19 protein-coding genes are annotated in these 23,281 nt (G+C 59.8%); 12 read left to right on the forward strand and 7 right to left on the reverse strand.

What is annotated here, in order from left to right; all coding sequences use genetic code 11:
- Nucleotides 1–36: 36 nt before the first annotated feature.
- The 3 genes from LC531_RS22835 (at nucleotide 37) to LC531_RS08545 (ending at nucleotide 4,547) form a co-directional block, all read left to right on the forward strand.
- A complete protein-coding gene (locus LC531_RS22835; protein ID WP_269808157.1) occupies nucleotides 37–3,009 on the forward strand; it encodes a class I tRNA ligase family protein in 2,973 nt (990 codons plus the stop codon).
- Between the two features lie 516 nt (nucleotides 3,010–3,525).
- Nucleotides 3,526–3,945, forward strand: a complete 420-nt coding sequence (locus LC531_RS08540) for a helix-turn-helix domain-containing protein (protein ID WP_223649882.1) — start codon at nucleotides 3,526–3,528, stop codon at nucleotides 3,943–3,945.
- A gap of 71 nt (nucleotides 3,946–4,016) precedes the next feature.
- Entirely contained in the window at nucleotides 4,017–4,547 is a 531-nt protein-coding gene (locus LC531_RS08545) for a transposase (protein ID WP_223653902.1), read from the forward strand.
- Between the two features lie 400 nt (nucleotides 4,548–4,947).
- Here LC531_RS08545 and LC531_RS08550 read toward each other — a convergent pair whose 3' ends face one another.
- Entirely contained in the window at nucleotides 4,948–7,002 is a 2,055-nt protein-coding gene (locus LC531_RS08550; protein ID WP_223649883.1) for a S9 family peptidase, read from the reverse strand.
- Between the two features lie 241 nt (nucleotides 7,003–7,243).
- On the opposite strand from LC531_RS08550, the gene LC531_RS08555 reads away from it, so the two are divergent.
- Both LC531_RS08555 and LC531_RS08560 read left to right on the forward strand, forming a co-directional pair.
- The gene (locus LC531_RS08555; RefSeq protein ID WP_223649884.1) at nucleotides 7,244–8,740 is read left to right on the forward strand and encodes an amidase; all 1,497 of its coding nucleotides are present in this window, start codon (nucleotides 7,244–7,246) and stop codon (nucleotides 8,738–8,740) included.
- Between the two features lie 158 nt (nucleotides 8,741–8,898).
- The gene (locus tag LC531_RS08560; protein ID WP_223649885.1) at nucleotides 8,899–11,526 is read left to right on the forward strand and encodes a M14 family metallopeptidase; all 2,628 of its coding nucleotides are present in this window, start codon (nucleotides 8,899–8,901) and stop codon (nucleotides 11,524–11,526) included.
- A gap of 153 nt (nucleotides 11,527–11,679) precedes the next feature.
- Here LC531_RS08560 and LC531_RS08565 read toward each other — a convergent pair whose 3' ends face one another.
- Nucleotides 11,680–12,030, reverse strand: coding sequence for an MmcQ/YjbR family DNA-binding protein (locus tag LC531_RS08565; RefSeq protein WP_223649886.1), 351 nt, complete (start codon nucleotides 12,028–12,030; stop codon nucleotides 11,680–11,682).
- A gap of 15 nt (nucleotides 12,031–12,045) precedes the next feature.
- Nucleotides 12,046–12,222 carry a DUF6728 family protein gene (locus tag LC531_RS08570; RefSeq protein ID WP_223649887.1) on the reverse strand — a complete coding sequence of 59 codons (177 nt, stop codon included), beginning with the start codon at nucleotides 12,220–12,222 and terminating at the stop codon, nucleotides 12,046–12,048.
- A 299-nt stretch (nucleotides 12,223–12,521) separates the two neighbouring features.
- Here LC531_RS08570 and LC531_RS08575 point away from each other — a divergent pair, with 299 nt between their 5' ends.
- The 7 genes from LC531_RS08575 to LC531_RS08605 all read left to right on the forward strand — a co-directional run bounded on the left by LC531_RS08575 (nucleotide 12,522) and on the right by LC531_RS08605 (nucleotide 19,469).
- Nucleotides 12,522–14,291 carry a TolC family protein gene (locus tag LC531_RS08575; protein ID WP_223649888.1) on the forward strand — a complete coding sequence of 590 codons (1,770 nt, stop codon included), beginning with the start codon at nucleotides 12,522–12,524 and terminating at the stop codon, nucleotides 14,289–14,291.
- Nucleotides 14,292–14,431: 140 nt separating this feature from the next.
- On the forward strand, nucleotides 14,432–15,778 hold the full coding sequence (locus tag LC531_RS08580) for an HlyD family secretion protein (RefSeq protein WP_223649889.1): 1,347 nt from the start codon (nucleotides 14,432–14,434) through the stop codon (nucleotides 15,776–15,778).
- A gap of 149 nt (nucleotides 15,779–15,927) precedes the next feature.
- Entirely contained in the window at nucleotides 15,928–16,572 is a 645-nt protein-coding gene (locus tag LC531_RS08585; protein WP_223649890.1) for a hypothetical protein, read from the forward strand.
- Nucleotides 16,573–16,783: 211 nt separating this feature from the next.
- Nucleotides 16,784–18,388, forward strand: a complete 1,605-nt coding sequence (locus tag LC531_RS08590) for a DHA2 family efflux MFS transporter permease subunit (RefSeq protein WP_223649891.1) — start codon at nucleotides 16,784–16,786, stop codon at nucleotides 18,386–18,388.
- Between the two features lie 61 nt (nucleotides 18,389–18,449).
- Nucleotides 18,450–18,977 (forward strand): protein kinase family protein, encoded by a 528-nt coding sequence (locus LC531_RS08595; protein WP_223649892.1) that lies wholly within the window; start codon nucleotides 18,450–18,452, stop codon nucleotides 18,975–18,977.
- Between the two features lie 87 nt (nucleotides 18,978–19,064).
- Nucleotides 19,065–19,274, forward strand: a complete 210-nt coding sequence (locus tag LC531_RS08600) for a type II toxin-antitoxin system HicB family antitoxin (protein ID WP_223649893.1) — start codon at nucleotides 19,065–19,067, stop codon at nucleotides 19,272–19,274.
- A 6-nt stretch (nucleotides 19,275–19,280) separates the two neighbouring features.
- A complete protein-coding gene (locus tag LC531_RS08605) occupies nucleotides 19,281–19,469 on the forward strand; it encodes a type II toxin-antitoxin system HicA family toxin (protein WP_223649894.1) in 189 nt (62 codons plus the stop codon).
- Nucleotides 19,470–19,472: 3 nt separating this feature from the next.
- Here the strand turns inward: LC531_RS08605 and LC531_RS08610 are convergent, their stop codons facing one another.
- From LC531_RS08610 to LC531_RS08625, 4 genes are all read right to left on the reverse strand, one after another.
- Nucleotides 19,473–19,751, reverse strand: coding sequence for a hypothetical protein (locus LC531_RS08610; RefSeq protein WP_223649895.1), 279 nt, complete (start codon nucleotides 19,749–19,751; stop codon nucleotides 19,473–19,475).
- An 8-nt stretch (nucleotides 19,752–19,759) separates the two neighbouring features.
- The gene (gene ispG / locus LC531_RS08615) at nucleotides 19,760–21,742 is read right to left on the reverse strand and encodes a (E)-4-hydroxy-3-methylbut-2-enyl-diphosphate synthase (RefSeq protein WP_223649896.1); all 1,983 of its coding nucleotides are present in this window, start codon (nucleotides 21,740–21,742) and stop codon (nucleotides 19,760–19,762) included.
- A gap of 227 nt (nucleotides 21,743–21,969) precedes the next feature.
- A complete protein-coding gene (locus tag LC531_RS22885) occupies nucleotides 21,970–22,851 on the reverse strand; it encodes a PAS domain-containing protein (protein ID WP_223649897.1) in 882 nt (293 codons plus the stop codon).
- Nucleotides 22,852–22,894: 43 nt separating this feature from the next.
- The gene (locus LC531_RS08625; protein WP_223649898.1) at nucleotides 22,895–23,254 is read right to left on the reverse strand and encodes a hypothetical protein; all 360 of its coding nucleotides are present in this window, start codon (nucleotides 23,252–23,254) and stop codon (nucleotides 22,895–22,897) included.
- Nucleotides 23,255–23,281 lie beyond the last annotated feature (27 nt).

The following is a 23,281-nucleotide window of genomic DNA, read 5'->3' on the forward strand; positions in this document are numbered from 1 at the left end:
TCTACTTACCTTTGCCCGATTCAACCAGCCAAGAAAATGCCCGCCTACCGCCCGCAAGACCTCGAAAAGAAGTGGCAAGACCACTGGCAGCAGCATAATACCTTCCGCGCCGACAACGACTCCAGCAAGCCCAAATACTACGTGCTCGATATGTTCCCCTACCCCTCTGGGGCGGGGCTGCACGTGGGGCACCCGCTGGGCTATATTGCCTCCGATATCGTGGCCCGCTACCAGCGCCTGCGCGGCCATAACGTGCTGCACCCGATGGGGTTTGACTCGTTTGGCCTACCCGCCGAGCAGTACGCCATCCAGACCGGCCAGCACCCGGCCCTGACCACGGATAAGAACATCGAAACCTACATCCGGCAGCTTCAGCAGCTGGGTTTTAGCTACGACTGGGAGCGTGAGGTGCGGACTTCAGACCCCGACTATTACAAGTGGACGCAGTGGATTTTCCTCAAGCTGTTCAATAGCTGGTACAACCTCGACACCAACTGCGCCGAATCCATCCGCACCTTGCAGGCCAAGTTTGCCGAAGGGGGTAGCGCCGGCATCCGCGCCGCCGGCGATGAGGCCGACCGCCACGACTTCACGGCCGGGCAGTGGCAGGGCTACACCGAGCGGCAGAAGCTGGCCGCCGTGCTTCCCTACCGCCTTGCCTACCAGCAGGATACCTACGTGAACTGGTGCCCCGCCCTGGGCACGGTGCTCAGCAATGATGAGGTGAAGGACGGCCTTTCGGAGCGCGGCGGCTACCCCGTGGAGCGCCGCCTCATGCCGCAGTGGAACCTGCGCATCACCGCTTACGCCGACCGCCTGCTGGCCGGCCTCGACGCCCTCGACTGGCCCGACGCCGTGAAGGAGATGCAGCGCAACTGGATTGGCAAAAGCATCGGGGCCGAAGTCACCTTCCCGGTGCAGCACCACGAAGGGACTGATATTAAAGTGTATACCACCCGCGTGGATACCATCTACGGGGCTACGTTCCTGGTGCTGGCCCCGGAGCACGAGCTGGTAGACCAGCTCACTACCCCCGCCCAGCGGGCGGCCGTGGACGAGTACATCGCCGCCACCAAGCGCCGCTCGGAGCGCGACCGCATGGCCGACGTGAAGCACGTTTCGGGCGTGTTTACGGGCGCGTATGGGCTAAATCCGGTCAACGATGAGCCGGTGCCCATCTGGCTGGCCGACTACGTGCTGGCCGGCTACGGCACCGGCGCCGTGATGGCCGTGCCCAGCGGCGACCAGCGCGACTACCTCTTTGCCAAGCACTTCGACCTGCCCATCCCGGCCATTTCGGACGCGCAAAAGGACCTCGACCAACAGGCTGACCCCACCAAGGAGGGCCGCTACCTCAACTCGGGCATCGTCAACGGCCTCGGCTATAAGGAAGCCACGGCCAAGCTGATTGCCTTTCTCGAAGAGAAGAAACTCGGCAAGGGCAAGGTGAATTTCCGCCTGCGCGACGCCATTTTTGGCCGGCAGCGCTACTGGGGCGAACCGATTCCGATTTACTATAAGGACGGCACGGCCTACGGCGTGGCCGAAGCCGACCTGCCGCTGGTGCTGCCCGAAATTGACGAGTACCGGCCCACCGAAACCGGCGAGCCGCCCCTGGGCCGCGCCCAAAACTGGCTCTACAAGGGCCAGTACCCCTTCGAGCTGAGCACCATGCCCGGCTGGGCCGGCTCCAGCTGGTACTACCTGCGCTACATGGACCCGCACAACGCCGACCGCTTCGTGTCGGAGGAAGCCGAAAAATACTGGGGCCAGGTGGACCTCTACATGGGCGGGGCCGAGCACGCCACCGGCCACTTATTGTACTCCCGCTTCTGGTACCTGTTTTTGAAGGATTTAGGACTGGTTACGCACGGCGAGCCGTTCCAGAAACTGATAAATCAGGGGATGATTTTGGGCCGGTCTAATTTCGTATATCGCCTTGCACATACTGTTACTCAAGTAAAGCGTAGCAACTCATCAAGCGATAAGAATCGTCAGGCTCCTATACCAGAGGTTTATATTTCACGCCACTATTTTGATGATGACTTTAGACTCAAGGACCCCGATTATATTAGTCAAAAGCTAGAGGGAATACTGAAGATTTTTGCACCGAAGCACCCTGACTTCATTTATGAAAGCCTTGCTTTAAGGTCAGAGTGGGGCGAAAATGATAAAGCAGTTGTAGCTTGGAACGTCGATATAAAACTTGTTAAAAACGACATTCTTCAAATCGAAAATTTCAGGAAATGGCGGCCTGAATTAATAGATGCAGAATTTATTCTTGAAGAGGACGGTACGTACATCTGCGGTACGGAAATCGAAAAGATGTCGAAGTCCAAGTATAATATTGTTGAACCTGCTGTTTTAGTTGACCAATACGGCGCGGATGCGCTGCGCCTCTACGAAATGTTTCTCGGGCCGCTGGAGCAGTTCAAGCCCTGGAATACCAACGGTATCAGCGGCGTGGCCAGCTTCCTCAAGAAGTTCTGGCGGCTCTTCCACCCCGAAGACGGCCCGCTGGCCGTGACCGACGAGGCCCCGAGTCCCCCGGAATGGAAGGCCCTGCACAAAGTCATCCAGAAGGTGGCGCAGGACGTGGAGAAGTTCAGCTTCAACACCAGCGTCAGCACCTTCATGATTGCCGTGAACGAGCTAACGGCCCTCGGCACCCGCAAAAGGGCCATTCTGGAGCCGCTGGTGGTGCTGCTGTCGCCCTTCGCCCCCCACCTCGCCGAGGAGCTGTGGGAGGAGCTGGGCCACGCGCCCGGCAGCATCAGCCAGGCCGCCTACCCTGAGTTCCGCGAGGAATACCTGGTGGAAGCCAACGTGACCTACCCCGTGGCCATCAACGGCAAGGTGCGCGACCAGCGCCAGTTTGCCGCCACCGCCACCCCCGCCGAAATCGAAGCCGCCGTGCTGGAATCGGATTTCCTGACCCGCTTCGGCGAAGGGAAATCAGCCAAGAAAGTGGTGGTGGTGCCAGGGCGCATGGTGAACGTGGTGGTGTAGGCTATTCGCGCAAATAGCGCAAAAAGAACGGTCATGCTGAGTTTGTCGCGCTACTTACTAATAAACAAACAAGCCCGTTGCTTTCACAACGGGCTTGTTTGTTTATTGGTGCGGAATCAATGCGAATCCTACTATTAGTATTAGACAAATTAATAATGACATCAGAACAGCAGCGTTATCTATGTCGGGGTCGAGGCAAGCCGAAAATTGCTTTTTTCCAAACGAGCAAAGCCAACGCAGACAAGCTAATAAAAATCAAGAAATTATTTCAAACGCTAATTCGCCCATTGATTTTAGATTTGAATAGGACGTTAATTTTTATTCATTCAGAATTAACCAAGAAATTCTTCAGCAGTTTACGATTTTATTTTTTTCTGTTAATACAGCTCCACCCGATGGAGCACCTCGCGAAAATCATCAAACCACTCTTGTTACACGGGCGTGTCCTACTTAGGCTTTGACGGAGCTAAGTACTCGTTGCTAATTAGTTTATGTTATAATGATTAGCTTTGCATCATGTCAAGAGTTAATACCCCCTTACTGAGTGAATCTGAAAAGTCAGCCTTAGAACAAGGAGTTAGAACGGGAAAGACGCCCTGTTTTCGTGCTAGATGCGAAGTGATTTTATTAAAAGCTATCGGGCTCACCTCAGAGCAAGTAGCCAAGTTTACGGCTATGACTTATGTAAGTGTTAATGGGTGGACAAAACGCTATAAAGAGGAGGGTATTGAGGAACTACAAACAAAGACTGGACGCGGGCGCAAAGCAGTAGTAAGCGTAGTGGAGGATAAAGAGTCTGTTTTGCAAGCTATCAAAGCGAATAGACAACGTATTGAAACGGCTAAAGCGGAATGGGAACAGGAAACTAACAAATCGGTTAGCTTGAGCACCTTTAAATCTTTTTTAAAAGTCTTGACGGACGATATAAGCGAATAAGAAGGCGCTGTAAAGGCAAGCCCTGCCCGGATTTATATGCCTTAAAGAAGGCGCAATTAACTGAATTAGAGATACTTTGCGAGCAAGGTTTTCTAGACTTATTTTACGGAGATGAAAGCCATGTGTGCAGTACGGGCTACGTGCCCTACGGGTGGCAGTTCCTAGGAGAAGAAGTTTTCATACCAGTTGAGAAAGGCTATAAAATCAATATTTGGGGACTTATTAGCCGACGCAATCAAACCCATTGGTTAACAACGGAAACGACTATTAGCGCAAATTTTATCTTTACACAACTAGAAGAATTATCTTTTAAGATTCGAAAGCCAACAGTAATTGTGGTAGATAATGCAAGTATCCACAAAGCGCAGCTAATCCAGCAGCAATTACCTTTTTGGGAAGCCCGCGGATTACGTATATTTTATTTACCTACTTATTCGCCACACCTCAATATTGCGGAAACACTTTGGCGTAAATTGAAGAAAGAACAGCTTGACCCAGGTGACTACTTTAATAAGGATACTCTTTTCTACGCAGTTAATCGTTGCTTAGCGCAAGTAGGAAATTTATGGAGAATAAATTTCTCAAAATTTAACATAAACTAATTAACCACGGGTACTTATGACCTTTACTTTAATAGTAAAGGGAAGGGCTTTTAGCACCTTTAGTAAGGGAGCAAGCTGCTCCTCGGGTACAGTAAGAATAACCTGGCTCATGCTGCAAGATATTAATGAATTAGCCTGGGGAGGTGACCAAAAAGAACTTCTACCCGTCACTTTAAAGCTTCTTTCGTAACGGGTGCAGCCTTGCGCCACTACGGCTTGATAGTTTTGACCGGCTTGGTTTTTATTACCTTGCAAGGCAGGTTCAATTCCCGAAAAAGCCTTTTGAAGAAAGCCGCTTTTCCGTCGGGCACAGTTACAATCAGGTCCATAGCTTCAAAGTTACAGGGTTGCGCCTCCTCAACAAACAGGCTAGCCAACGAAGTTTCGGCAGTGGCGGCAGCTACTGCCCGCCTACCGCGCCGGCCTGCGCCGTGCCCTTGGGCATCAGGTATTTATTATACCAACTCAGGTACCGCCCGTAGCGGTCCTTCACGTAGCTGGGGGTCGTAACGCCGTGAAACTGGCCGGGATAAATAACGAGTTCCGTGGGCACGTGCAGGCTTTGCAGGGCCTGGTACATCTGCTCGGTGTTGAGCAGGGGCACGTTGAAGTCCTTTTCGCCGCACACGAAGAGGGTAGGCGTTTTAATCTGGTCGGCGTGGTAGAAGGGGTAGGACACGCGCAGGTACACGTCGGTGTTTTTCCAGGGCGTGCCCAGCTCGGTTTCGTAGTCGCGGATGTACTGGTCGGTGCCGTAGCCGGCCAGCACGTTGCCGATGCTGGCACCGCTCACGGCCGCCTTGAAGCGCTGGTCGCGGGCAATCACTTGGTCGGTCATGATGCCGCCGTAGCTCCAGCCGCCCACGCCGAGGCGGTCGGGGTCGGCGAGGCCCTGCGCCACGGCGTAGTCTACCACGGCCAGCACGTCGTCGGTGTCCTTGTTGCCCCAGTCGGCATAGATGGCCTTGCTGTATTCCAGGCCCCGGCCCGAGCTGCCGCGCGGGTTGGCTACCACCACGGCGTAGCCATTGGCCGCAAAGTATTGCCACTCAAACGAAAAGCCGTAGCCAAACTGCGCCACCGGCCCGCCATGAATGCGCAGAATAGTCGGGTACTTGCGGCCCACCTGGTAGCCCACCGGCTTAATGCTAAAGCCGCTTACCAGCGTGCCATCCTTGCTTTTGGCCTGCATCGGCTCCACGGCAGCCAGTGTAACGCCTTTCAGCCACGCGTCGTTTTGCTTGGAGAGGGGTAGCAGACTCCCTTTTTTATCGAGCGCAAACACCTCGGTGGGCTGCTGGGGCTGGCTGCTGAGCACGACCGTCGTACCCTTGCTAGCCATGTCGAAATCGCCTACCTGGCGCGGGCCGGCCAGCACCTTTTCGAGCTTGCCGCCGGTGGCGGATACGCGCATCAGCGACTCGGCGCGGTCGTCTTCGAGCAAAAAATACACGCTTTTGCCATCGGCGCTCCACTGCGGCTGGGTCGTGTTGCGGTCGAGGCCGGCGGTGAGCGGACGGGCGGGGCCGCCGGCCACATCCACTACCATTAGCTGGTGCAGGGCGTACACGAGCTGCTCCTTGGGGCCGCCCTGCACGAAGGCAATGCGGCGACCATCGGGGCTCCAGGCGGGGCGGCTGCCGTAGTTGGGCGCACTTTCGGGCACGTCGGTGGCCAGCAGCGGCCGGGCGGTAGCGCCGGCTTGCGCATCGATAAGGAAGAGGTCGAAATTGTCGTGGCGGTCGGGGTCGGGGCCGCGCTTACTGCTGAACGCCAGCTGCTTGCCATCGGGGCTCCAGGAGGGCAGGTACTCGTCATACGCGCCGGGCGTGAGCTTGGTGAGGCGGCGCGCGGCCACGTCGAACACGTAGAGGTGCTGGCGCTGACTGTTCAAATAGCCGTCCACGTCTTTCTTAAACTGGAAGCGGTCAATGACGATGGGCGGCGCGGTTTTCTTCTTGGTCTTTTGGGCAGCGGTGAGCGAGTCGGGGTCGGCATCGCGAATAATCATCGCAATACGCTGCCCATCGGGGCTCCACACGTAGTCCGACACGCTACCCTTGATTTTGGTCACCTTTTCGGCCTCGCCACCGGCGCGGTTCAGCAGCCAGAGCTGGGCGTCGCCGCCATCGTCCTGGCCCCGGCCCGAAATGAAGCTCAGGTACTTGCCATCGGGACTGAAGCGCGGGCGGGTTTCGCCGCTGGGGCTGGTCGTGACGCGGATATTCTGCGAGCCGTCGGTGCGGGCCATCCACACGTCGGCGTCGCGCTTGTCGGTGGCCGTGTCCACGCGGCTCACGGTGTAGGCCACCCACGCGCCATCAGGCGAGAGGTTAGGGTCAGCCACGTCGCGCATCCGGTTCAGGTCGGTGAGGTTGAGCGGGCGCGGGACCGTTTGGGCGGAGCTGGCCAGGGGCAGGACCAAAGCGCCGAGGAGGGGTAGGAGTTTTTTCATGACTGAGCAGAATAATAAATGGTAACGTTCTGAAAGAAGAGTGGCCTGCTTAGCTGGCATCCCGACAGGAAGCGTGTCTATCACGCCATTGAGGGATGATTTCAAAAGAAGCAACCAAGCTACTTCCTGTTTATTAGCAGGCCATTCTTTTTTTCGTCAAACTATTTCTTGAATTAAGCCCCAAGCTACGCGCCCTACCCCCGTTCATCAAGCAAACGCCGCTCGCCCCTATCTTACCGCCATGCTTACCCCCACCGAATACGACCAGCTCGACGGCCTGGGCATGGCCGACCTCGTGCGCACGGGCCAGCTCACGGCCGCCGAGCTGACCGAGGCCGCCATTGCCCGCGCCGAGGCCGTGAATCCGCGCCTCAACGCCATCATCCTCAACTTGTTTGGGCAGGCGCGGAAGCGGGCGGCGGCGGGGCTACCGGCCGGGCCGTTCGGCGGCGCGCCGTTCTTGCTAAAGGACTTTGGGGCAGCCTACGCGGGCGCGCCGCAAACCGGGGGCAGCCGGGCACTGCGCCGCTTCGTGCCCGCCGAAGATGCCGAGCTGGTGCGCCGCTGGCAGGCGGCGGGCCTCAATATTCTGGGTAAAACCAACGTGCCCGAGTTTGCCCTGATGGGCGTGACCGAACCCATACTTTACGGCCCGGCGCGCAACCCCTGGGACCTGGGCCGCACGCCGGGGGGTAGCAGCGGCGGGGCGGCGGCGGCCGTGGCGGCGGGCATCGTGCCGGTGGCGGGCGCGGGCGACGGCGGCGGCTCCATCCGCATTCCGGCGGCGTGCTGCGGGTTGTTTGGGCTGAAACCGAGCCGCGGGCGCGTGCCCACCGGCCCCGAACAGGGCGAAAAATGGCAGGGCGCGGCCGTGGAGCACGCCCTCACCCGCTCGGTGCGCGACAGCGCCGCCCTGCTCGACGCCACCCAAGGGCCGGACGTGGGCGTGCCGTATTTCCTACCCCCGCCCGCCCGGCCCTACCTGGAAGAGGTGGGTAGGGAGCCCGGCCGCCTGCGCATCGGCTTTTCGCTGGACCACCCGCTGGGCCGCCCCCTGCACCCCGAATGCGCCACCGCCGTGCACGCCGCGGCTCAGCTGCTCGAAAGCCTGGGCCACGAGGTAACCGAAGTGCCCCTCCCCTTCGATGGCCGGGCCGTGGCGGCGGCGTTTATGATGCTGTACTTTGGCGAAACCGGGGCCACCATCGCGGGGCTAAAAGCGGTGCTGGGCCGCCCGGCGCGGCCCGCCGACGTGGAGCCCACCACCTGGCTGCTGGGGCTGCTGGGCCGCAGCTACTCGGCCGCCGACTTCGCGGTCGCCCGCCACTCCTGGAACGACCACGCCCGCCGGATGGGTCGATTTCACCAAACCTACGACCTACTGCTGACCCCTACCCTGGCCACGCCGCCCGTGCGCATTGGCGAGCTGCAACCCAAGCCATTAGAGCAACGGCTGCTTAAAGTGGTAAATACCTTCGGCTTAGGCGGCCTCGTACGCCGCTCGGGTTTGGTGGAAAAACTGGCTGAGCAAAACCTGGAAAAGACCCCTTACACGCAGTTCGCTAACCTCACGGGCCAGCCGGCCATGTCGGTGCCCCTGCACTGGACCGCCGACGGCCTGCCCTGCGGCGTACAGTTCATCGCCCGGCTCGGGGCCGAGGACGTGCTGTTTCGGCTGGCCGGGCAGTTGGAGCGGGCGCAGCCGTGGTTCAGCCGCCGGCCACTTTTAGTGGGGTAGGGAGCGCTGGACAGACTAGGTAAAATAGCCTCTTTTTCCAAAAAAAGCTGACTTTAATGCTAATATGAGGGTAAAACAGTGGGTAAGCCGACGAGTGGCCCGCATCTTTGCGCCAAGCACCCCCGCCTTTTCACGTATCATCAGCTTTTTTTTACTTAATGAATTCTCTACTTTTTCGCGGGCAGCAAGTAGCGCGTACCCTTAGTCGGGCGAGCCGCGGGCTGCTGCTGGGCCTGGCCCTGCCGCTGGCTGGCGCGGCCCAAACGGCCCTACCCCCTACCAGCGCCGCCGACGCGGCGGGGCCGCTGCTCACACCCGACCAGTTTCTGGGCTACCCGCTGGGCAGCCGCTTCACGCCGCAGGCCGACGTGCTGCGCTACGCCGCCCACGTAGCGGCCCACGCGCCCGGCCGGATGCGCGTGACGCCCTACGGCCAGACCTACGAGCACCGCCCGCTGGAAGTGGTGGAGATTGGCAGCGCCGAGAATTTTGGCAGACTAGCTGATATTCAGCAGAATGACCGGCGGCTGGCGAGCCTGGAAAGCGGCGCGGCCAGCCGCCAGCTGCCGGCCGTGTGCTGGCTCAGCTACAACGTGCATGGCAACGAGGCGGTGAGCAGCGAGGCCGTGCTGCAAGTGCTCTACGACCTGGCCAACCCGCAGGACGCGCAAATGCAGGGCTGGCTGAAAAACACGGTTATCGTGGTGGACCCCTGCGTGAACCCCGACGGCCACGACCGCTACGTGAACTGGTACAACCGCGTGCGCAACCAGACGCCCAACGCCGGCCCCGACTCGTGGGAGCACCACGAGCCCTGGCCGGGCGGGCGCTACAATCACTACTACTTCGACCTGAACCGCGACTGGGCCTGGCAAACCCAGCAGGAAAGCCGCCAGCGCATTGTGTTGTATAACAAATGGATGCCGCAGGTACACGCCGACTTCCACGAGATGGGGCCCAACAACTCGTACTACTTCTCGCCGGCCGCCAAGCCCTACCACGCCGACATCACGCCCTGGCAGCGGCAGTTTCAAAACGTAATCGGCGACTACAACCGGGCCACGTTCGACAAGAACAACTGGCTGTATTTCACCCGCGAAACCTACGACCTGTTCGCCCCCACCTACGGCGATACCTGGCCCAGCTTCAACGGCGCCATCGGCATGACCTACGAGCAGGGCGGCGGCGGGGTGGCGGGCGTGGCCTACGCCCGCCCCGACGGCGACACGCTAACCCTCAGCCAGCGCATTGCGCACCACGTCGCCGCCAGCCGGGCCACCATTCAGGCCACCGCCGAGCGCCACGACGACCTGCTGCGCGAGTTCCAGGCCTACTTCACCAACGCCCAAACCAAGCCCGGCGGCACCTACAAAACCTACGTGCTGGCCTCCGGCAACGACCCCGGCCAGCTCCGGCTACTGACGCAGTACCTGGAGCGCCAGAATATCCGCTACGGCTTCGCGCCCAAGCAGCTCAAAACCAAGGGCTACAGCTACGCCAGCGGCAAAACCGAAGCCGTGACCGTGCAGCCCCACGACGTGCTGGTGAGCATGTACCAGCCCAAGTCGACGCTCGTGAAGGTGCTCTTCGAGCCCAAGCCGCAGCTCGAAGACTCACTCACCTACGACATCACCTCGTGGGCCCTACCCTACTCGTTTGGGGTGAAGGCCTACGCCCTGACCCAGCGCCTCGACGCCAGCGGCCCTACCCCCACCCCGGCCGTGGTGAAGGGCAGCGCCGCCGCGCCCACCGCCAAGCCCTACGCCTACCTCGCCCGCTGGAACAACCTGCAGGACGTGCGCTTCCTGGGCCAGCTGCTGCAGCAGAAGGTGAAAGTGCGCTTTGCCGAGCAGGCATTTGAGGCCGAAGGGCAGAAGTACGCGCCCGGCACGCTCATCATCACGCGCACCGGCAACGAGGCGCTCGGCGACCGGCTCGACCAGCTGGTGCGGGCGCAGGCCGACTCGGCGGGCACGGTGGTGCAGGCCGTGAAATCGGGCTTTTCGACCACCGGGCACGATTTGGGCTCCGGCACGGTGCACTTCGTGAAGCGGCCCACGGTGGCCGTAGTGGCCGGGCCGGGCGTGGATGCCACGGCCTTTGGCGAGGTGTGGCACTTTTTTGAGCAGCAGCTCGGCTACCCGATTACGGTGCTCGGCACCGATTATCTGAGCCGGGTGAATATGAGCAAGATTGACGTGCTCATTCTGCCCGATGGCAACTACGGCGGTATTTACTCCGACCGCGCCCTCGATGGCCTCAAGGACTGGGTGCGCAGCGGCGGCAAGCTCATCGCCCTGGAAGGGGCCATGCAGTTTCTGGCCAATAAGAAGGATTTCCTGCTGAAGACTAAGGCCACCGACTCGCTGGCCCTCAAGAAAACGGCGACCGCCAACCCCTACCTGCCCCTGCGCCGTTACGGTACCGCCGACCGCGAAAACACCGAGGACCTGGCCCTGGGCACCATTTACCGCGTGCAGCTCGACAATACCCACCCGCTGGCCTTTGGCTACGGCGACACGTATTCGGCGCTCATTCGCACGCCGCTCAGCTACAAGTTCTTGGGCAAGGGCGGCTGGAATGTGGGCGTTATCAAGAAAAACGGCTATTACGCCGGCTTCGCAGGTACCAAGGCCCGCAAGGAACTGGTCGATACCTTCGTGCTGGGCGAGCAGGACCTGGGCCGCGGCCAGGTTATCTACCTCGGCGACAACCCTTTATTCCGCGCCTTCTGGCAAAGCGGCAAACTGCTGTTCGGCAACGCCGTTTTTTTGGTGGGGCAGTAGGGCAATGGATAGTAAGTAATGGGTACTAAAGAACGTCATGCTGAGCTTGTCAAAGCATCTCTACCGCGTAAGTAATTCTAACGTCAGGAGTTAGTTACGCGGTAGAGATGCTTCGACAAGCTCAGCATGACGTTCTTTAGTACCCATTACTTACTATCCATTCAACTCCGCCCGCACTGCTTTGGGCAGCGCGGCCACCACAAGCTGATACGAGTGCGTAAGCCACTCGCGGAGTTGGTTATCAGTAGCCCCGGTGCCGATGAGCACTGTGTTCCAGTGCTTTTTATTCATATGAAAGCCGGGGAGCACGTAATCGTAGCGCTCGCGCAACTCGGCGGCACGCTCGGGGTCGCATTTGACGTTGAAGCTGGCGAAGGTCTGCAAGTCAGTGAGGGCAAATATCTTACTCCCAACTTTAAAGACCAGCGTATTGGGGCCGAAGGGCATTTCGTCGGTGGTGCCGGACAGGCTCAGGCAGAAGTCGCGGAAGTCTTCGATATGCACGGCCCTACCCCCTTCTTAGCGCAGGAACCAGCGGTAGAGCAGCACGCACAGGCCCACCAGGAACATGGCCATGCTTACCTTATTGATAAAGTGCATGGTCCGCAGGTTGAAGTTGGATTGGCGGTTGGGGTCATTCTTGCGAAAGAAATACCCGAGAGCGGGACCGAAGTTAAACAGGTTTTTGCCGTTCATGACGAGAGGAGTTTGGATGCGATAAAGTAACACTCATGGGGCCGGAAAGATTGTCGAAACGCCGAATTTCTTGCTGCTTATTTGGCCTCCAACACGTGACCAGCAAGGCCCTACCACCCTACTTTTACCACACTGCCTGCGCCCTTTGCCCGGCCGCTTTTTCAGGTGAGGGTGAGGGGGTAGGAGTACTTGTCACGGTCCAGCTTATTAGCAACGGATACTACTTATTTCAAAACAGTCCAGCCAATTTCCGGGTTTTTGCGTTCAACCTAGCTATCAAAAAATGGACTTAGGCAATTATGCACAATAGGTACCCTTCACTGGCTTGGGCCAGCTGCCGGGCCACGGTAGCGGGGGTAGGGCTGCTGGCCGCGACACTGGGCGCGGCGGCACAAACCAACACACCCGCCGCCACCCGGCCCGGCACCCAAAGCAGCCCACAGGGCGGCATCGGGGGGCCGCCCGTGGGCCAGCAGCAGCAGCAGGAATTGCAGCAGCGCCAGCAGCAAATCCAGCAGAGTATGCCGCCGCAAATGCCGGCCGGGCCGCCCAGCCCGGTACCGGGCGCGGGCAGGCAGGGCAGCATGGGTAGCCAGGGCGGGGGGGCACCGCAGTCGGGGCCGGGCGGCACCGGCACGGTGGGCGAACCCACCGGCACCACTACCCAGCAGGCGCAGTTTGGTGGCTCGCCGAGCGCGGGCGGCATGATTGGCGCGGGCCAGGCTACCGGCGCGGCCCGTACGCTGGCCGTGGCTCCGGCCACCCTAAGCCTGCCCGAAGCCATAAACATCGGCATTCAGAACAACCTAACGACCCTGCTGGCTGACGAGCGCGCCGTGGAGGCGCGGGCCATGCGGCAGCAAATCCGCTCGTTCTTGCTGCCCAACCTGTTCGGCACGGCGTACCAGCAAAACCGGACGCTCAACCTAGTAGCCCAGGGCCTAGTGCCCAGCGGCGGGGATATGGGCAGCATGGGCGGGGGCATGGGCGGCGGGGGAATGCCCGGCGGCGGCAGCCCAGCCGCGAGTATCCCATCCTTCGTGGGACCGTTTAATACGTTTGATGCCCGGCTCAACTTTTCGCAAGCATTGTTGAACCTCAGTGCCTTACGCCAATATAAGAGCACCCAGGCCGCCGTGCAGGTGGCCGACCTCACCGCCGGGCTGGCCCGTGAGCAGGTGGCTACGTTCGTGGCTCTAGCCTACCTCACGGCCCAGCGCGGCAACCTCGACGTGCGAGCCGCCCGCGCCGATTTCGTGTTGGCCGAAGCCCTATTGCGGCTAGCCCGCCAGCAGCGCGAAGTGGGCGTGGCCAATGGCATCGACGTGGTGCGGGCCGAGTCCAGGGTAGCGCAACAGCGCCTGCGGGTGGTGCAGGCCGAGGCCAGCGCCGTGCAGGACCGCCTTGACCTAGAGCGCGCCGTGGGCCTACCCCAGGGCAGCGCCACGGTGCTCACCGATACGCTGGCGGCCCGTGCGGAGGCCATCCCCGACGTGGCTACCGCCCTGCCCGCCGCCCAGACCGCTCGCCTGGATGCCCGCGTGGCGGAGCAAACCATTGAGCAGCGCATTATGGACCGCCGCAGCCGGGGCGCAGCGCGCGTGCCGGTGGTCACGGCCGCCGCCGACTACGGGCAGTCGGCCGTGACGCCCTTTAAAAACGACCGCGCTACCCGCACCTACGGCGTGACACTGAGCGTACCCATCTTCGACGGTGGCTACATCGGAGGGCGGGTGAAAGCGGCCCTGAGCGAACAGCGCCAGGCCGAATTACAGCTCGGCAACACCCGCGGCCAGGTAGAGCAGGATGTACGTCAGGCCCTGCTGGCCTGGAACTTATCGCTGGCCCAGGTGCAGTCGGCCGATGAGCAGCTCAGCATTGCCGACCGTGAGCTGGCCCTGGCTACCCAGCGATTCCGGGCCGGCGTGGCCGACAACCTCGAGGTACTGCAAGCCCAGGCCGGCTTGGCCAACGCCCGCGCTCTGCGCGTGCAAGCCCTGGCCCAGTACGGTGCGGCTCGCCTCAATTTTGCCGCCGCCACCGGCACGGCGCAGTCTTTTCGCTTGTAGCAGAACGTCATGCTGACGACAGGAAGCATCTCTACTGCTTCCTCCGTGCTGTTCAACGATGCGGTAGAGATGCTTCCTGTCGTCAGCATGACGTTCTTCCCAAGACAAACTGCTAATAAGAATTCAAAAACATATTTGCAATGGCCGATAACTCAACATCTCCCGCTGCCAGCCCGGTGCGGCGGCGGGTTGCCGCCCCTTCCGACGCGCCCGACCAACGCTCCGGCCCCGAGCGGCGTACCGTGCCCAAGGCCAAAGACGACCCGGCCATAGTTGCCGATAAGCCCATCTACACGCGCACCTGGTTTCTGATTGGGGCGGCGCTACTCTTGATTGGCCTGATAATCTGGGGCGTTCGCTACTACCGCTACGCCAGCGCCCACGAAACCACCGACGATGCCTTTGTGGAGGGCCACGCCGTGCGGGTGAGCCCGCGCGCGGCCGGCCAGGTGCTGAAGGTGTACGTGCGGGATAATCAGCAGGTAAAAGCCGGCCAGCTGCTGCTGGAGTTGGACCCAAGCGACTACCAGGCGCAGCTGGCCCAGGCCGAGGCGGCCGTAACTAGCGCCCGCGCCCAGCGCAACACCGCCCAGCAAGCCGTTCGCTCGCGAGCCAGCGTCATCATCCAGCAGCGTGCCCAGGCCGCCGCCGCCGAGGCTACCCAAGCGCAGGCCGCCGCCGAGGAGCGCGCCGCCCAGGCCCAGGCCACCAATGATGCCCGCGACGAGCAGCGCTACGCCGAATTGTATAAAACCGATGCCGTATCGCGCCAGCGCTACGACCAGGCCCTGACCACCGCCCGCGCCTCGGCCGCCCAGGCCGACGCGGCCCACCGTCGCACCCAAACCACAGAGGCCCAGGCCATTCAGGCGGAGGCCGTGGTGAGCCAGGCCCGCAATGACTACCAGCAGTCTAAGGAGCAAATCAGCGTCAATGACGCTCAAATTAAGCAGGCCCAGGCCCAGGCCGATGCGGCGAAACTGCAATTTTCCTATACTAAAATCTACGCTTCTGAGGCCGGCCGCATCACCGGCAAGGCCGTGGACGAGGGCCAGACCGTTTCGGTGGGCCAGCAACTACTGCTCATTACCTATGGGCAGCTGTGGGTAACAGCCAATTTCAAGGAAACGCAGCTGACGCACATGCTAGTGGGCCAGCCCGTGCAATTGGTGGTGGATACCTATCCGGGTGAGCAATTCTCAGGGCGGGTCGAGAGCTTCCAGCGCGGCACCGGGTCGCGCTTCAGCCTGCTGCCGGCCGAAAATGCTACCGGCAACTACGTGAAGGTGGTGCAGCGAATTCCGGTCAAAATCGTGTTCGACGGCCAGCCCGACCTGCGCCTGCTGGCCCCCGGCATGTCGGTGACGCCGGAAGTGGCCATCACCATCGCCCCCACTCAGCAAGACGTGGAGGCTGCCCACCGCGAAGCCCTACCCCGCATCACCGACTACCCCGCCCGCCGCAAGGTAGCCCCAGACAAGAAGTAAGACTGAACCAGTTGTCATTGCGAGCGCAGCGCGGCACTCGAACGATGAACGAATGAGCGGCGCGGGCATCGTTCATCGTTCGAGTGCCGCGCTGCGCTCACAATGACAGACGACCTTGTGACTAACGTATTAAAACGACTTAAATTAACATGGACCACTCCACTTCCGGCAATTGGCAGGCCGACCTAGACAACCTGTTTGCCACTCTCGACCGCGAGAACCACGCCTTTACCGACAACCTGGGCCGGCAGACCGCTTTTTACCGCGACGCGGCCCTACCCGCCCTGGAAGCCGCCGCCCAGGCCCTGCGCGCCCACGCCCGCACTTGCGAAGCTGGCCTCGACCCGGAGCGCGTCTACCTCATTGTGCGGCAGTTGACGGGCGAAATCGAGTTTCAGTACGCCGTGGTGGCCGAGGTGCGCATTGAGGCCGTGACGCCCTACATCCACTGCTGGTTTGAGGAAAACCAACTGGCCGAAGAGATTACCCAGCAGCAGGGCCAGCCCGAAAAAAAGCCCGCTGACCAAGACAGCGACAAGCCCGATGAGAAAGGCGGCGACAAACCCGACGATAAGGGCGGTGATGACCAGGCCGGGGGCGATGAGAAAAAGAAGGCCGCGGAGCCGACCCGCACCAAAACGATGGAAGTTCTCAGCACCTGGAAGGACAGCCGCCGCATCGAGGATGTTACGCGCGAGGAAATCTTAAATGATTTCGTGCAGCATTATAAAGAAGCTATCGGCCTGGCCCGCACCCAGCTGCATAAGACGGAGGAGCCGGAGGTTAAAAGCTAAAAATGTGTTAAAAGAACGTCATGCTTATCTGGCGTCCGCTTGTCGAAGCATCTCTACCACGAGAGTAATCTACACATTTAGAGTTAGTTACGCGGCAGAGATGCTTCGACAAGCGGACGCCAGATAAACATGACCGCCTACTTTAACATAAGTTATTTACTAACGGGTACTTATCAATTCATACTTTATAATTCAACACTCCTAATTAAATATGGCGCAAGCCCTATCTCAGCCGGCCGCCGGAGCCGGCAACCTGAAGTGGGCCATTGCCATTACGGTGGCGCTGGGCACGTTCATGGACGTGCTGGACAATTCCAGCGTGTCGGTGGCGCTGCAATACATTGGCGGTAACCTCGGCGCGTCGCAGGACGACGCAACGTGGGTGATTACTATCTTGCTGGTAGCCAAGGCCGTGACGCTGCCCACGGCCGGCTACCTGGCCACGGTCGTGGGCCGGTCCCGGCTATTTACCATCGCCCTGGTAGCCTACGGGGTATCGTCGTTGCTGTGCGGGCTGTCGTCATCGCTGCCCATGCTGCTGGCGATGCGGGCCATGCAGGGCGTTTGCGGGGGCATTATTCCACCCATCGGGCAGGCCATTCTCAAAGATGCCTTTCCGGCCGAGGAGCGCGGGCAGGCATTTGCTCTCTATGGTGTGGCCACGGTAGTAGCGCCCACGGTGGGCCCACTGCTTTGCGGCTGGCTGGTAGATAATTACAGCTGGCACTGGGTCTTCTTCGTGAACGTACCGGTGGCCCTGCTCACGGCTTTTCTGGTGACGGCGCTGGTGAAAGACCCGCCGGAATTAATCAAGGACAAAGCCGCCGCCTGGGCCAAGGGCCTCAGCATCGACTACATCGGGCTGGGCCTGCTGGGCGTGGGCCTCAGCGCCCTGCAATACGTGCTGAGCCGCGGCGAGCGCTTCGACTGGTTCAGCTCCAACACCATTCTCTACCCGGCCATTGTGGCTGTAGTCCTGCTGGTGGCCGGCATCGTGTGGGAGATGTACACCGAGAATCCGCTCCTCGACCTGAGCTTGTTCCGCAACCGGACTTTTTCCGCCTCCATCGCGGTCATGTTCGTGGTGGGGGCCCTGCTCTACGGCACCACCACGCAGCTACCGCAGTTTCTGCAAACGTTTCTCGGCTACCGGGCCGTGGATAGCGGGTTGGCCATCACACCGGGCGGGATAGCGCTCATTTTTCTCATGCCCATCGTGGGCTGGCTCACGGGCAAGATTCAGGCCCGCTGGCTGATAATGTTCGGGCTGATTGTCAGCGCGTGCTCGTGCTACTACTACGCCCATATCCTGTCCATCAACATCGATTTTACGACCGTGGCAAAGTCGCGGGTCTTCCAGAGTATCGGCCTGGGCTTCCTGTTTGTGCCCATCAACGTGGCCGCCTACGTGGGGCTGGCCAAGTCCAAAACCAACCAGGCAGCCACCTTCATCAACCTCTTCCAGACGCTGGGCGGCAGCTTTGGCATCGCGGCCATCGAAACCGTGCTGGCCCGGCGTGCGCAGTTTCACCAGAGCCGTATCATCGACCACCTCACTTTTACCAACCCCGACTATGCCAACGGCCTGCGCCAGATTGCTAACGGCGTGTTCGGCCACGTCAACAGCAGCGCGGTTGATGCGACTCAGCAGGCCCAGGGAGTGATTTACCGAAGCGTTATTCAGCAAGCCACCACCATCGCCTACGACGACGCTTTTTACCTGCTGACCATCGTCTGCGTTGTATCCATCGGTCTGGTCTTTTTCATGAAAGCCAACAAGCCCGGCGAAAGCGAAGGCGACAGCGCAGCGGCGTAGGCAAATACGCGGGCTGGGGAGCGCCCGCGTATCTTCGACCCTACCCCCCTCTCGCCGTCGCATGGAACCCAAACGCTACCCCCGCCAGCTTTCCCGCGGGGCCAATAACGCCGTTATCGCCCTTTCGGAAACCGAAGTCGGCAAGCTATTCAGCGCTGACACGCGCTCTGACATTGGCTCCGAAGCCGAGAAAATGCGCTTTGCCAATAAGGTCAACAGCCTAGTTGTCAGTTTTCATCGCTTAGAAACTAACGAACTCTTAGGCGTTGATATGCTAGTCATGGAGCGCCTCTACCCCCTCGATTTCCGCGCCCACGAGGTGGAAATGCGCGAAATCTGGCTCGACGTATTCACCGATGAGCTGCGGGCGCTGCACGCCGCCGGCTTTGTCCACCACGACTTGCAACGGCCTAGCAACCTGCCCGGCGAGCGCTTCGACAATATCCTCCTCACCGCTCAGGGCCTACGGCTGATTGACACTGGTATTTCGGTACTGCGCCGGCAGGTAGGCGAGTCGTTTTTCAACGCCTACGTGCAGCGGGAACTGGCAGAATTGGCGCGGTTTGGGGCGTTCTTTTTGGGGCGGTGAGTGGCAGTAGTGCGATTATTACCACCACGAAACATTCAAAACCTAGAAGTTGGTTGTTACTTTGCCTACCCCCTAAAATTACATATCATGAAATTTACGCTAGTTATCCGCCAAGGCAAAACCCAACTTATCGGCCAACTAAAAGAGATTCCCGGTGTGCTGACGCAGGGCCAGACAGTAGCCGAAGTGAAGGAGAATATTCAGGCTGCGCTGGCGCTTTACCTGGAAGACATACGCGAGGATGACGCCGAAGGTGGTGATGCTATTATTGCCCAAGAGGAAGTAGAGTTTGCCTAATTAGTAATGAAACGCGGCAAATTCATCAAACATTTGGAGGCAAACAATTGCCCGCTGCACCGGCACAGCAGTCGGCACGATATCTACAAAAACGAAGTAACCGGCAAGCGCACCAGCGTTCCCCGCCACGGTGATATTGACGAAGACTTATGCCGGGAAATCTGCAAGCAACTTGGGATACCGAAGGTACAGTAGTCGCTAATCGCCAAAAGCTATTAGACCGCAGTTTGCTGCAAAAGCTTGTTTTAGTATCGAAGCTAAACTAGGAATAACTGCCGTAACAGCAGGCGTCAGCATTACTCGCTTTTGTTGCACGTTCTGACTTATCCATCTGAACTTGCCGTAGTAATCGAGGTGCTTTTCAATAATTTTTAATCCCTGCGCTTCTATAAATTCCTCGTACTCGATGCCACCAGCGAGGTTTATTTGATTACTATTATTAGCCTGCTCGTCGTGTATGAAGAAGAAGTCAAGCATATTTAGAGTTAAAATTGCGCTGGTACCACTTCCTTCTCCACCCACTTCCCGTCCTCGCGCATCAGCTCAATTAATTCATCCACAGCCTTGGCTTCGGGCACGGCTTTTTTGATGACTTCCTGGCCGCGGTAGAGGGCAATTTTACCTTTGCCTACCCCCACGTAGCCGTAGTCGGCGTCGGCCATTTCCCCTGGTCCGTTCACGATGCAGCCCATGATGCCGATTTTGATGCCCTTGAGGTGGTCGGTGCGCTGGCGAATCAGGGCCGTGGTTTCCTGCAAGTCGAAGAGCGTGCGGCCGCAGCTGGGGCAGCTGATATACTCGGTCTTGCTCATGCGGGTGCGGGCGGCCTGCAAGATGCCGAAGCTCAGCTGGTTAAGATTACTCAGCAGTTCCAGCCATTCTTCCTGGCCGCAGGCCGCGTAGTGCTCGGTGCCCAGCACGATGCCGTCGCCCAGGCCATCGATGAGCAGGCCACCGATGTCGGTGGAGGCATCGAGCTGGGTTTGGGCCAGCGGCTGGTCGCCGTAGGCCCGGCAGTTAATAACGGGGCAGGTCACGCCCGCGTCGAGCAGCTTGAAGTAGGCGCGGCGCAGTTCGGGCATGGCTTGGGCATTCTGGGTCACTAGCACCAGCACCACGGTGGTATCGGCGCGCAGGGCGTGCAGCATCTTCGCATCCAGCTCCAGCAGGCTCAGCATCAAGAAGTTGAGTTGCGGGTGGCGCAATTCATCGTTTATATAAGTGAAGGCCGTCAGCAGCGGGAAGTGGTGCGGGCGGCGGCCTGCGTCGGCCCAGGCGGTGTAGTTCACGATTTCCTTCAGGCCGTTGGGCAGCATAAAGGGCACCGGCCGCTCGCCGGTATAGATATAATCTGCCCCCTGGTCCGACATCTGAAATTTATCCAGAAACGGCGAGTAGAGGTGCCCGGCCGCGCGCAAATCAGCGTACTCCAGTTGGGGTAGGCGCGAGATGTCGGCCACCACGCGGGGCACGTTCAGACCCCCAAAGTTGGCCACTTCGTGAGTAGCGCGGCGGTGGTACTGGAACGGGTTCAGCGGCTCGGGAGTAATAAGGGGCTCAATGGGCCGGGCCAAGGCGGCGCGGTCTACATAGCGGTCAATCAGCATTTTAGCCACCGGGGCCTCGGCTTCGGGCGCTTCGGTGAGTGAGACGCGCACGGTGTCGCCCAGGCCGTCTTCCAGCAGCGTGCCGATACCCACGGCGCTCTTAATGCGGCCATCCTCGGCCTCGCCGGCCTCGGTCACGCCCAGGTGGAGGGGGTAGGGCTGCAATCCTTCTTCATCGAGCTTCTGCACCAGCAGGCGGTAGGCCTGCACCATCACCTGGGTGTTGCTGGCCTTCATACTCAGCACCACATCGTAGTAATTTTCTTCTTCGCAAAGGCGCAAAAATTCCAGCGCCGATTCCACCATACCCAGCGGTGTGTCGCCGTAGCGGCTTAATATTCGGTCAGATAGCGAGCCGTGATTGGTGCCGATGCGCATGGCCGTGCCGTACTCCTTGCAAATCTTCACCAGCGGCCGGAAGCGCTCGCGAATGCGCTCGACCTCGGCCGCATAGCTAGCGTCGGTGTACTCGATTTCTTCAAATTTTTTCTTATCGGCGTAGTTACCGGGGTTCACGCGCACTTTCTCCACGATGCGGGCGGCCAGCTCGGCGGCGTTGGGCGTGAAGTGGATGTCGGCGATGAGCGGCACGTTGCAGCCGCGCGCCCGCAGTTCCTGCTTAATTTTCAAGAGATTCTGCGCCTCTTTCACACTGGGCGCCGTGATGCGCACGTACTCGCAGCCAGCAGCTACCATGCGCAGTGTCTGCTCCACCGAGCCTTGCGTGTCCATCGTGTCCACGGTGGTCATGCTCTGCACCCGGATGGGGTAGTCGCCGCCCAACGGCACGCCCCCAATGTTCACCACCCGCGCCACGCGGCGCTTATACTCGGTCAGGCTGGGGCAATAGATTTTATTCATCACCTAGATAAGACTACGCCGGCCGGCGAAAGTTGCCGCCCGCCCGCAAAGGTACGGGTAGGGAGAAGTAGGCGTAGTAAACAATAGTAGCAGGTAATAAAAGAACGTTCTGCTGACGAAGGAAGCACCTCGCCTGCGTAAGTAATTCCTGACGTTAGAAGTTAGTTACGCGGACGAGCTGCTTCCTTCGTCAGCAGGACGTTCTTTTTCTCACAGTTAGTTAGCCCCTACCCTACTTTCTTTCGCAGGCGCTGCACCTCGTGCTCCAACTCCAGGTTGCGGAAGGTGACTTTCGCCTCCAGGTCGGTGTAGGAGTTTTGGAGCTGCTCTTGCAGCTGGCGCATCTCGGTTACGTCGGTGTTGGTACCTAGCCAGCGCACCAGCTGCCCCTGCTCGTCGCGCATGGGCTCGATACGGGTCAGGAACCAGCGGTATGCGCCGTCCTGGCCGCGCAGCGGGAAAGTCAGCTCCCAGGGCTGCCCGCTCGCCCAGCCTTGCTGGGCGGCTGCTACTACCTGTTGCACATAATCGGGGTGGTGCACTTTGTCCCAGCCCCAGCCCGCCATTGCGGCCAGGTCGGTGCCCGTGTAGTCGTACCAGCGCTTATTGTACCAGTAGATATGACCGTCGGGGCGGGCCATCCAGCAGAGCTGAGCAATATTATCGGCCAAGATAGTAAATTCGGCTTCGCGCTCGGCCAGGGCTTCGGCGGCCAGCTTCTGGTCGTGAATGTCGGTGCAGGTACCAAACCAGGTCACCACCTGGCCCGCCGCGTTGCGCTGGGGTAGCGCTTGGCCCAGAAACCAGCGGTAGCTGCCGTCTTTGCCTCTGAAGCGGTACTCAATCTCGTAGTCGTCGCCGGTGGCCAGCGAGTGGCCCCACACCCGGCGGGCACGGGCCTGGTCGGCGGGGTGCAGCAGGTTATTCCACATGTCGGAGCCCACACTGTCGGCCAGGGTGTAGCCCGTATAGTCAATCCAGCGCTGGTTGAAATAAGTATGGAATCCGGTAGCATCAGTTATCCAAACCAGTTGCGGAATAAAATCAGCGAAAAACTGAAATTCGTCCTCAGTTTTTTGGATGGGCGCGGAAGCAGCTTCGTCAGTCACGGCAGGAAAATAGGCGAATGATAGGCTAAAATAAAGCCCCGTGCTAGGGGCGGTCGAGCTGCATTTCCAGGCCCGAGCTAAAGTATAGGTTAAGCTGGCTGCGGGCCCCGTCGGCGGTGCGGCGCAGGCGCGTGACCAGCGCCCGCAGGTCTTCGGTCGGAAAGCTGAGACTCAGGTATGGGCGATTAAGCAATTCATCGCGTTGCACGGCCCAGTAGCCGGTCTCGTTGAGGGCGGGGGCCTCTAGTCGCAATTCCTGCTCGCCGAGCAAAATTCCGGTAGCTTGCGCCAACAGGCTGGTCGGGTCGGCCCGGTTGATGACCCGATGCACTACCCGCCAGGCACCACTCAGGTAGGCATCAGGTACTTGCTGAAGATTAATGTCGAGTAGTAAATCGGACATAGAATGAGAATAAACCAGAATAGGAAT

It is taken from the genome of Hymenobacter psoromatis, assembly GCF_020012125.1.
Classification (GTDB): domain Bacteria; phylum Bacteroidota; class Bacteroidia; order Cytophagales; family Hymenobacteraceae; genus Hymenobacter; species Hymenobacter psoromatis.

Excerpts from the sequence above, each read along its gene's own strand:
- LC531_RS22835 (WP_269808157.1), top strand. The coding sequence starts at position 37 with ATGCCCGCCTACCGCCCGCAAGACCTCGAAAAGAAGTGGCAAGACCAC.
- LC531_RS08540 (WP_223649882.1), top strand. The coding sequence starts at position 3,526 with ATGTCAAGAGTTAATACCCCCTTACTGAGTGAATCTGAAAAGTCAGCC.
- LC531_RS08550 (WP_223649883.1), bottom strand. The coding sequence starts at position 7,002 with ATGAAAAAACTCCTACCCCTCCTCGGCGCTTTGGTCCTGCCCCTGGCC.
- LC531_RS08555 (WP_223649884.1), top strand. The coding sequence starts at position 7,244 with ATGCTTACCCCCACCGAATACGACCAGCTCGACGGCCTGGGCATGGCC.
- LC531_RS08560 (WP_223649885.1), top strand. The coding sequence starts at position 8,899 with ATGAATTCTCTACTTTTTCGCGGGCAGCAAGTAGCGCGTACCCTTAGT.
- LC531_RS08570 (WP_223649887.1), bottom strand. The coding sequence starts at position 12,222 with ATGAACGGCAAAAACCTGTTTAACTTCGGTCCCGCTCTCGGGTATTTC.
- LC531_RS08575 (WP_223649888.1), top strand. The coding sequence starts at position 12,522 with ATGCACAATAGGTACCCTTCACTGGCTTGGGCCAGCTGCCGGGCCACG.
- LC531_RS08580 (WP_223649889.1), top strand. The coding sequence starts at position 14,432 with ATGGCCGATAACTCAACATCTCCCGCTGCCAGCCCGGTGCGGCGGCGG.
- LC531_RS08585 (WP_223649890.1), top strand. The coding sequence starts at position 15,928 with ATGGACCACTCCACTTCCGGCAATTGGCAGGCCGACCTAGACAACCTG.
- LC531_RS08590 (WP_223649891.1), top strand. The coding sequence starts at position 16,784 with ATGGCGCAAGCCCTATCTCAGCCGGCCGCCGGAGCCGGCAACCTGAAG.
- LC531_RS08595 (WP_223649892.1), top strand. The coding sequence starts at position 18,450 with ATGGAACCCAAACGCTACCCCCGCCAGCTTTCCCGCGGGGCCAATAAC.
- LC531_RS08600 (WP_223649893.1), top strand. The coding sequence starts at position 19,065 with ATGAAATTTACGCTAGTTATCCGCCAAGGCAAAACCCAACTTATCGGC.
- LC531_RS08605 (WP_223649894.1), top strand. The coding sequence starts at position 19,281 with ATGAAACGCGGCAAATTCATCAAACATTTGGAGGCAAACAATTGCCCG.
- LC531_RS08610 (WP_223649895.1), bottom strand. The coding sequence starts at position 19,751 with ATGCTTGACTTCTTCTTCATACACGACGAGCAGGCTAATAATAGTAAT.
- ispG (WP_223649896.1), bottom strand. The coding sequence starts at position 21,742 with ATGAATAAAATCTATTGCCCCAGCCTGACCGAGTATAAGCGCCGCGTG.
- LC531_RS08625 (WP_223649898.1), bottom strand. The coding sequence starts at position 23,254 with ATGTCCGATTTACTACTCGACATTAATCTTCAGCAAGTACCTGATGCC.